Source organism: Sphingomonas profundi, from assembly GCF_009739515.1.
In the GTDB taxonomy this organism is placed as follows: domain Bacteria; phylum Pseudomonadota; class Alphaproteobacteria; order Sphingomonadales; family Sphingomonadaceae; genus Alterirhizorhabdus; species Alterirhizorhabdus profundi.
This window is the reverse complement of sequence record NZ_CP046535.1, coordinates 1,325,996-1,332,997: the sequence shown is the minus strand read 5'-3', so window position 1 is coordinate 1,332,997 and position 7,002 is coordinate 1,325,996. Positions and strand designations below refer to the sequence as shown.

The 7,002-nt window shown below is 69.5% G+C and carries 4 protein-coding genes; 3 read left to right on the top strand and 1 reads right to left on the bottom strand.

The window, feature by feature from the left end; translation table 11 throughout:
• The first annotated feature begins 108 nt into the window (after positions 1 to 108).
• From cysS to GNT64_RS06230, 3 genes are all read left to right on the top strand, one after another.
• Complete coding sequence (gene cysS / locus GNT64_RS06240) at positions 109 to 1,668, top strand: cysteine--tRNA ligase (protein ID WP_156678719.1); 1,560 nt, start codon at positions 109 to 111, stop codon at positions 1,666 to 1,668.
• A 174-nt stretch (positions 1,669 to 1,842) separates the two neighbouring features.
• Positions 1,843 to 3,492 (top strand): acetolactate synthase large subunit, encoded by a 1,650-nt coding sequence (locus GNT64_RS06235; protein WP_156678718.1) that lies wholly within the window; start codon positions 1,843 to 1,845, stop codon positions 3,490 to 3,492.
• A gap of 158 nt (positions 3,493 to 3,650) precedes the next feature.
• Positions 3,651 to 5,111 carry an aldehyde dehydrogenase family protein gene (locus GNT64_RS06230; RefSeq protein ID WP_156678717.1) on the top strand — a complete coding sequence of 487 codons (1,461 nt, stop codon included), beginning with the start codon at positions 3,651 to 3,653 and terminating at the stop codon, positions 5,109 to 5,111.
• Positions 5,112 to 5,249: 138 nt separating this feature from the next.
• Here GNT64_RS06230 and GNT64_RS06225 read toward each other — a convergent pair whose 3' ends face one another.
• Positions 5,250 to 6,986: an adenylate/guanylate cyclase domain-containing protein gene (locus GNT64_RS06225; protein WP_156678716.1), complete on the bottom strand. Its 1,737-nt coding sequence runs from the start codon at positions 6,984 to 6,986 to the stop codon at positions 5,250 to 5,252.
• Positions 6,987 to 7,002 lie beyond the last annotated feature (16 nt).

Here is a 7,002-nt window from a genome sequence, read left to right as displayed (position 1 = left end):
CCGCCCCGCGCCACCCCTGCGATGGCCCGCGCGGGCGCTCTTGTCGGCGCCCGCCCGCTTCGGCTAGTCGCCGCGCTCCGGGCATGACGCCCGCTTCAGGTGATCCGCATGCCCCACGCCGCCCCCGCCGGACAGCCGCTGACGCTGTTCAACAGCCTGACGCGCGCGGCCGAGACGTTCGCCCCGATCGATCCGGCGATGGTGCGGCTCTACAGCTGCGGGCCGACCGTCTATAATTTCGCCCATCTCGGCAATCTGCGCGCCTACGTGTTCACCGATACGCTGCGGCGGGTGCTGAACTGGAAGGGCTATGCGACCAACCACGTCATCAACATCACCGACGTCGGCCACCTGACATCCGACGCCGACGAGGGCGACGACAAGATGGAGCTGGCGGCAAAGGCCGCAGCGCGGACGATCTGGGAGATCGCGGCCTTCTACACCGATGCGTTCAAGGGCGATCTCGATCGGCTGAACGTCCACCCGCCGACCCTGTGGAGCGTGGCGACCGACCATATCCAGGACATGATCGCCTTCGCCCGCGACATCGAGGCGGCGGGCGCGACCTACCGGCTGCCCTCCGGCCTCTACTTCGACACCGCCACCGTGCCCGATTACGGCCGCCTCGCCGGCACCCGGCCGGACGAGGCGATCGGCCGCATCGACAGCGTCGAGGGCAAGCGCAACCCGGCCGATTTCGCGATCTGGCGCTCGTCGCCCGCCGGCAGCACGCGGCAGATGGAATGGGCCTCGCCGTGGGGTGTCGGCGCGCCGGGCTGGCACCTCGAATGCTCGGTGATGAGCCTCAAATATCTCGGCGCCCAGTTCGACATCCACACCGGCGGGATCGATCATCGCGAGATCCACCACTGCAACGAGATCGCGCAGAACCAGGCGTTCACCGGCGGCGGCATCGGCAACGGCACCGGCGCCAACATCTGGATGCACAACAACTTCCTGATCATGCGAGACAAGGAGGGGCGCGGCGGCAAGATGTCGAAGTCGCAGGGCGGGTTCGCGACCTTGCGCTCGCTGGTCGATCGCGGCGTGCACCCGCTGGCCTATCGGCTGCTGTGCCTCTCCTCCCACTATCGCAGCGAGCTGGAATTCTCGGCCGAAACCCTGCTCGCCGCGCGCACGCGGCTGCGCCGGCTGCTGCTCGCCATCGATAAGCAGGGCCTGCGCGGCGACGCCGGGGTGGACGGCCTGCTCGACGATGCCGGCTACACGCGCGGGGCATCGCTCGCCTTTCAGCGCGAGAGGCTGGAAGCCGGGCTGCCCGCGCCGGCGGCCGCACGGCTGGCGGCGTTCGACGCCGCGCTGGCCGACGATCTCAACACGCCGGTCGCCCTCACCGTGATGGACGAGCTCCTCGCCGACAAGCGGCTAGACGCCGCGCACAAGCTGCGCGCGCTCGCCAGCATGGATCTCGTGCTCGGCCTCGGGCTGGTCGGCAGCAGGGCGCTCGCCCCGGCCGACCTGCGCATCCGCCCCGCCGACGCCGCCCTCACCGAGGCCGACGTGATGGCGCGGCTGGACGATCGCCGCGCGGCGCGGGCCGCGCGCGACTTCGCCGCCTCCGACGCGATCCGCGACGACCTTGCCGCGCAGGGGGTGGAGATCATGGACGGCGATCCGCTCGGCTGGGAGTGGAAGGTCGCGCCGTAGCCGCCATGTGCCAGGCGTCCGGCGCATGGGCGGCGGGAAGCGTCGCGCCGCGCAAATCCTCCTATGCCGCGCGACCGAAATACCGTAGCAATCCGCCGACAAAATAATGGTCGCGAGCATCGGGCAACATCCGCGTCGCCGGCGACAAGCCGGGGCGCGTGCGGGGGATATGGCATGGCGACGAAGGCTTCCGATCTGTTCATCCAGTGCCTTGAGGCGGAGGGCTGCGAATATGTCTTCGGCGTGCCCGGCGAGGAGAATCTCGACTTTCTGGACAGCCTCTCGCGATCGGAGAAGATCAAGCTGATCCTGACCCGGCACGAGCAGGGCGCCGGCTTCATGGCCGCCACCTACGGCCGCCACACCGGCAAGACCGGCGTGTGCCTGGCGACGCTGGGTCCGGGCGCGACCAACTTCGTCACCGCCGCCGCCTACGCCTATCTGGGCGGCATGCCGATCCTGATGGTCACGGGGCAGAAGCCGATCAAGAAGAGCAAGCAGGGCCGCTTCCAGATCCTCGACGTGGTCGACATGATGCGGCCGATCACCAAGTTCACCCACCAGCTCGCCAGTTCCGACAACATCCCCTCCCGCGTGCGCGAGGCGTTCCGCCTGGCCGAAGAGGAGAAGCCCGGCGCCACCCACATCGAATTTCCCGAGGATATCGCCGACGAGCATACCGACAGCGTGCCGCTGCCGCGCAGCCACGTCCGCCGGCCGCACGCCGACGACAAGTCGATCCGCACCGCCGCCAAGAAGCTGGAGGCGGCGAAGTCGCCCGTGCTGGTGATCGGCGCCGGCGCCAACCGCACGATGACGAGCCGCATGCTGCTGCAGTTCATCGAGAAGACCGGCATCCCCTTCGTCACCACCCAGCTGGGCAAGGGCGTGATCGACGAGACGCATCCGAAGTTCCTCGGCTGCGCCGCGCTCTCCGCCGGCGATTTCGTCCACAAGGCGATCGAGAGCGCGGACCTGATCGTCAACATCGGCCACGACGTGATCGAGAAGCCGCCCTTCTTCATGAAGCAGGGCGGCACGGAGGTGATCCACGTCTCCGTCCGCTCGGCAGAGGTGGACCCGGTCTACTTCCCGCAGATCGAGGTGGTCGGCGATATCGCCAATGCCATCTGGCAGCTGAAGGAGGATATCGTTCCCTCCCCCGCCTGGAACTTCGATCGCATGCTGGCGGCCCGCGCCGCCGAGGTGGCGCATACCGACAGTATCTCGGACGATGCGCGGCACCCGATCTACCCGCCCTACCTCGTCCGCAAGATCCGCGAGGCGATGCCGGCGGACGGGATCATCTGCCTGGACAACGGCGTCTACAAGATCTGGTTCGCGCGCAACTACACGGCGCGCAAGGCGAACACGGTGCTGCTGGACAATGCGCTGGCCACCATGGGCGCGGGCCTGCCCTCCGCCATGGCGTCGGCGATGGTCTATCCGGATCGCAAGGTAATGGCGATCTGCGGCGACGGCGGCTTCATGATGAACAGCCAGGAAATGGAGACGGCCGTCCGCCTCGGCCTCAACATCACGGTGCTGATCCTCAACGACAACAGCTACGGCATGATCCGCTGGAAGCAGGCCAATATGGGCTTCAAGGATTGGGGCCTCACCTACGGCAATCCCGACTTCGTCAAATATGCCGAAGCCTATGGCGCGACCGGCCACCGGGTGGAGAGCGCCGAGGCGCTGCCGGCGCTGCTGAAGCACTGCCTGGATACGCCGGGCGTGCATCTGATCGACTGCCCGGTCGACTATTCGGACAACGATCAGATCCTGAACAAGGATATCAAGACGCTCAGCGCGGCGCTCTGAACCTCACCCTCCCTATCGGGGGAGGGGACGGGGGCGGGTGCGGGCGGCACGCGGGCTTGCGGCAACGCCGCGGCAGCGTCGCCAGAGGCATCGCGCCTCCGACGACGCTCACCCACCCCTTCCCCTCCCCGCCCGGGAGGGGTGAGAAGGAAGCCAACGTGAAACTGCAATCCACCTACCCCCTCTACCTCGCCAACGAGGCGCAGCAGCCGAACACCGACCTCGCCGTGACGGACAAGTTCACCGGCGAGGTGGCGACGCGGGTGGCGCTGGCCGATGCGGCCACGATCGACGCCGGCATCGCAGCGGCGGCCGAGGCGGCCGAGCCGATGGCGCGGATGGCCGCCTATGAGCGGCAGGCCGTGCTGCAGCACTGCGTCAATCGCTTCACGGAACGGGCGGAGGAACTGGCTTATGCGCTATGCATCGAGGCCGGCAAGCCGATCCGCGACTCGCGCGGCGAGGTGGGCCGGCTGATCGACACCTTCCGCATCGCCGCCGAGGAGAGCGTGCGGATGACCGGCGAGGTGCAGCCGCTCGATATCTCGGCGCGTGCCAGGGGGTATCAGGGCATCTGGAAGCGGGTGCCGATCGGCCCCTGCTCGTTCATCTCGCCGTTCAACTTCCCGCTGAACCTGGCCGCGCACAAGGTGGCGCCGGCGCTCGCCGTGGGCTGCCCGTTCGTGATGAAGCCGGCCAGCCGCACCCCGCTGGGCGCGATCATCATGGGCGAGGTGCTGGCCGAGACGGACCTGCCGAAGGGCGCCTTCTCGATCCTGCCGGCCAGCCGCGACGGGGCCGACCTGTTCACCACCGACGATCGCCTGAAACTGCTCAGCTTTACCGGATCGCCGGACGTGGGCTGGGATCTGAAGGCGCGTGCCGGCAAGAAGAAGGTGGTGCTGGAGCTTGGCGGCAATGCCGCCGTCATCATCGACGAGGATGCCGACATCGACGACGCGGTCGATCGCACGGTGTTCGGCGCCTTCTACCAGAGCGGCCAGAGCTGCATCGGCGTGCAGCGGATCATCGTGCACGAGAAGATCTACGATACGTTCCGCGACAGGCTGGTGGCGAAGACCAGAACGCTGATCGCCGGCAACCCGCATGACGAGGCCACCTTCGTCGGCCCGATGATCGACGTGAAAGAGGCCACCCGCCTCGACAATTGGGTGCGGGAGGCGACGGCCGGCGGCGCCACCCTGCTGTGCGGCGGCGCGCGCGAGGGCGCGATGCTGGAGGCGACCCTGCTGGAGAATGTGGCGCGCGATACGAACCTCAACATCGAGGAAGCGTTCGGCCCGGTCGCCTTTCTGATGAAGTTCCGCGACTTCAACGAGGCGCTGGCGATCGTCAACGATTCCAAGTTCGGCCTCCAGGCCGGCATCTTCACGCGCGACATCTTCAAGGTGCTGGACGCGTGGGACCATCTGGACGTCGGCGGCGTGGTGATCAACGACGTGCCGAGCTATCGGGTGGACAACATGCCCTATGGCGGCGTGAAGGACAGCGGCCTCGGCCGCGAGGGCGTGCGCTTCGCGATGGAGGACATGACCGAAATCCGCAACCTCGTCATCCGCCGCCGCCCCGGCGTGTCGCCGCCCCCGCAGCCGGAGTAGATCGTCCCCTCACGCGGAAGGGGGGACCGCGCGCAGCGTAGTGGAGAGGGGAACGCGGCAGACGCCGGCCCCTGTCCTGCCGCAGTCCCCCTCCACCATCCTGCGGATGGTTCCCCCTCCCCGTACCGGGGAGGATCTTCAGGCCCGGCTCAGCCGGTACATCGGCGCGCTGCCGGCGCCCTTCGCCAGCTCGATGCGGCCGACGTAGCGGGTGACGAAGCGGTCCGGCGCCTCCAGCATCAGCATCGCGGCGAAGGGCTCGGTGACGAACACCGCGCCCGGCGGCGTCACCGGCTCGATGCGCGCCGCGCGGGAGACCTCGCTGCCGTAGAAGCTGATGCGGCCGGTGATATGGTCGATCGCGCGATAGGCGGTGCCGTAATGCGCGCCGATGCGCATGCCCAATCCGGCCTTCAGCCCCAGCGAGGCATAGTCGAACGCCGCCAGCGCGGTCTGCAGCGATAGCGCGATCTCGGCCGAGACGGCGGCGCTGCGGGTGACGGCGTAGAGCGCGTCGCCCCACGCGTTGCGGCACTCCACGGCGTCGCCATGCCGGTCCAGCACGTCGGCCACGCGCCGCATCACGCCGTTCCAGAAGGCCGGCAGCGCCGCCTCGCCGAGCTTCGAGAAACCGGGGAAGTCGGTGAAGATGATCGCCGCCATCGTCCGCTCCTCGCCGCTGCCGCGGGGTAGCGGCGGCCGCGGGAAGCCGCGATCGATCCCCGGCGCCGGCACCGTTACGCTCGCGCCACCGCACGTCCGCCAGGTGGCGACGGCGGGCATGTCCACCCCCTCGCCCTCCAGGTTCAGCTGGAACGCCTCCGCGTCCAGCTGTCGCGCCTTCACCCGCGCCAGCCCCATCGCCACGCGATCGGCATAGTCGAACTGCGCCGGATCGCCGACATAGTTCATCTCGCTGGCCGGCGTGTGGCTGGTCGCCCGCGCCAGCGCCGCGTGGTAGCGATCGACCCACGCGGCGCCCGCCGGCCGCACCGCATGATCGATGAAGTCCGCCTCGTCGAACGGGCGCACCACGTGCAGCTCGCCGCCGCGCGCCAGCAGCGCCTCCGCGATCAGCAGCTCGGCGCCCGCCGCCAGCGTGCCGTAGCCGAAGCCCACGTCGCGCCGCGCCAGCACCCCGGCGATCCGCGCCAAGATATTCGCCTCCACGGCCGGATCGGGCACGAAGGCCGGGCCGGTGAAGTGGATCGTCGCCGGCGGCCGCACATGCGCGAGCAGGCTCGCGGCGCGCACCGGATCAAGCCCGATAGCCTGCGCGATCGCGCCCAGCTGGCGGCTCGTGGAGGCGCGATCGGCCGCCGCCGCCACCGGCCGCCCGCCCGTCGCCGCCAGCACCGCCTCCACCTGCTCCACGCGGCCCAGCACCAGCAGCAGTTCCGCCTGCCTGGTCACGCCGCGCCGGTCTCCCGCGTCGGGGATGTCGGGGTGCATCAGCAGCCGCCGGGCCATGTCCCGCGCCCGATCGGCATCGCCGGCGAGCAGCGAGAGGCTGGCCGCATTGACGCCGGGACGTAGCGCGCCGCTGAGATCGAACACGCGGCGATAGGCCTCGGCCGCAGCCGCCATCGCCGCGCCGCGCGCCCGCCCGCGCGTCTGGAAAGCGCGATCCTTCAGCAGCCGCGCGCCCACCGCCAGCTCGTCCGGCTCTTCCGAACGATCGAGGCCGTAGACGGCGAACAGGGCGGAGGCGAGCTCGATATCGCCCATCCGCGCCAGCGCCAGCACCTGCTGGTGGCGCACCCCCTCCGATTCGTCACCCTCGGCGATGGCCGATACGGTGATGTCGTAGGCGGCGGCGAAGTCGCCCCGCGCGGTGGCGGCGCGCGCCCGCGCGTCGGCATCTGGTACTGACAATCGATAGCATCCTTCC

What these genes read in the sequence shown, in the direction of transcription:
- GNT64_RS06235 (WP_156678718.1), top strand. Translation starts at nt 1,843, where the DNA reads ATGGCGACGAAGGCTTCCGATCTGTTCATCCAGTGCCTTGAGGCGGAG.
- cysS (WP_156678719.1), top strand. Translation starts at nt 109, where the DNA reads ATGCCCCACGCCGCCCCCGCCGGACAGCCGCTGACGCTGTTCAACAGC.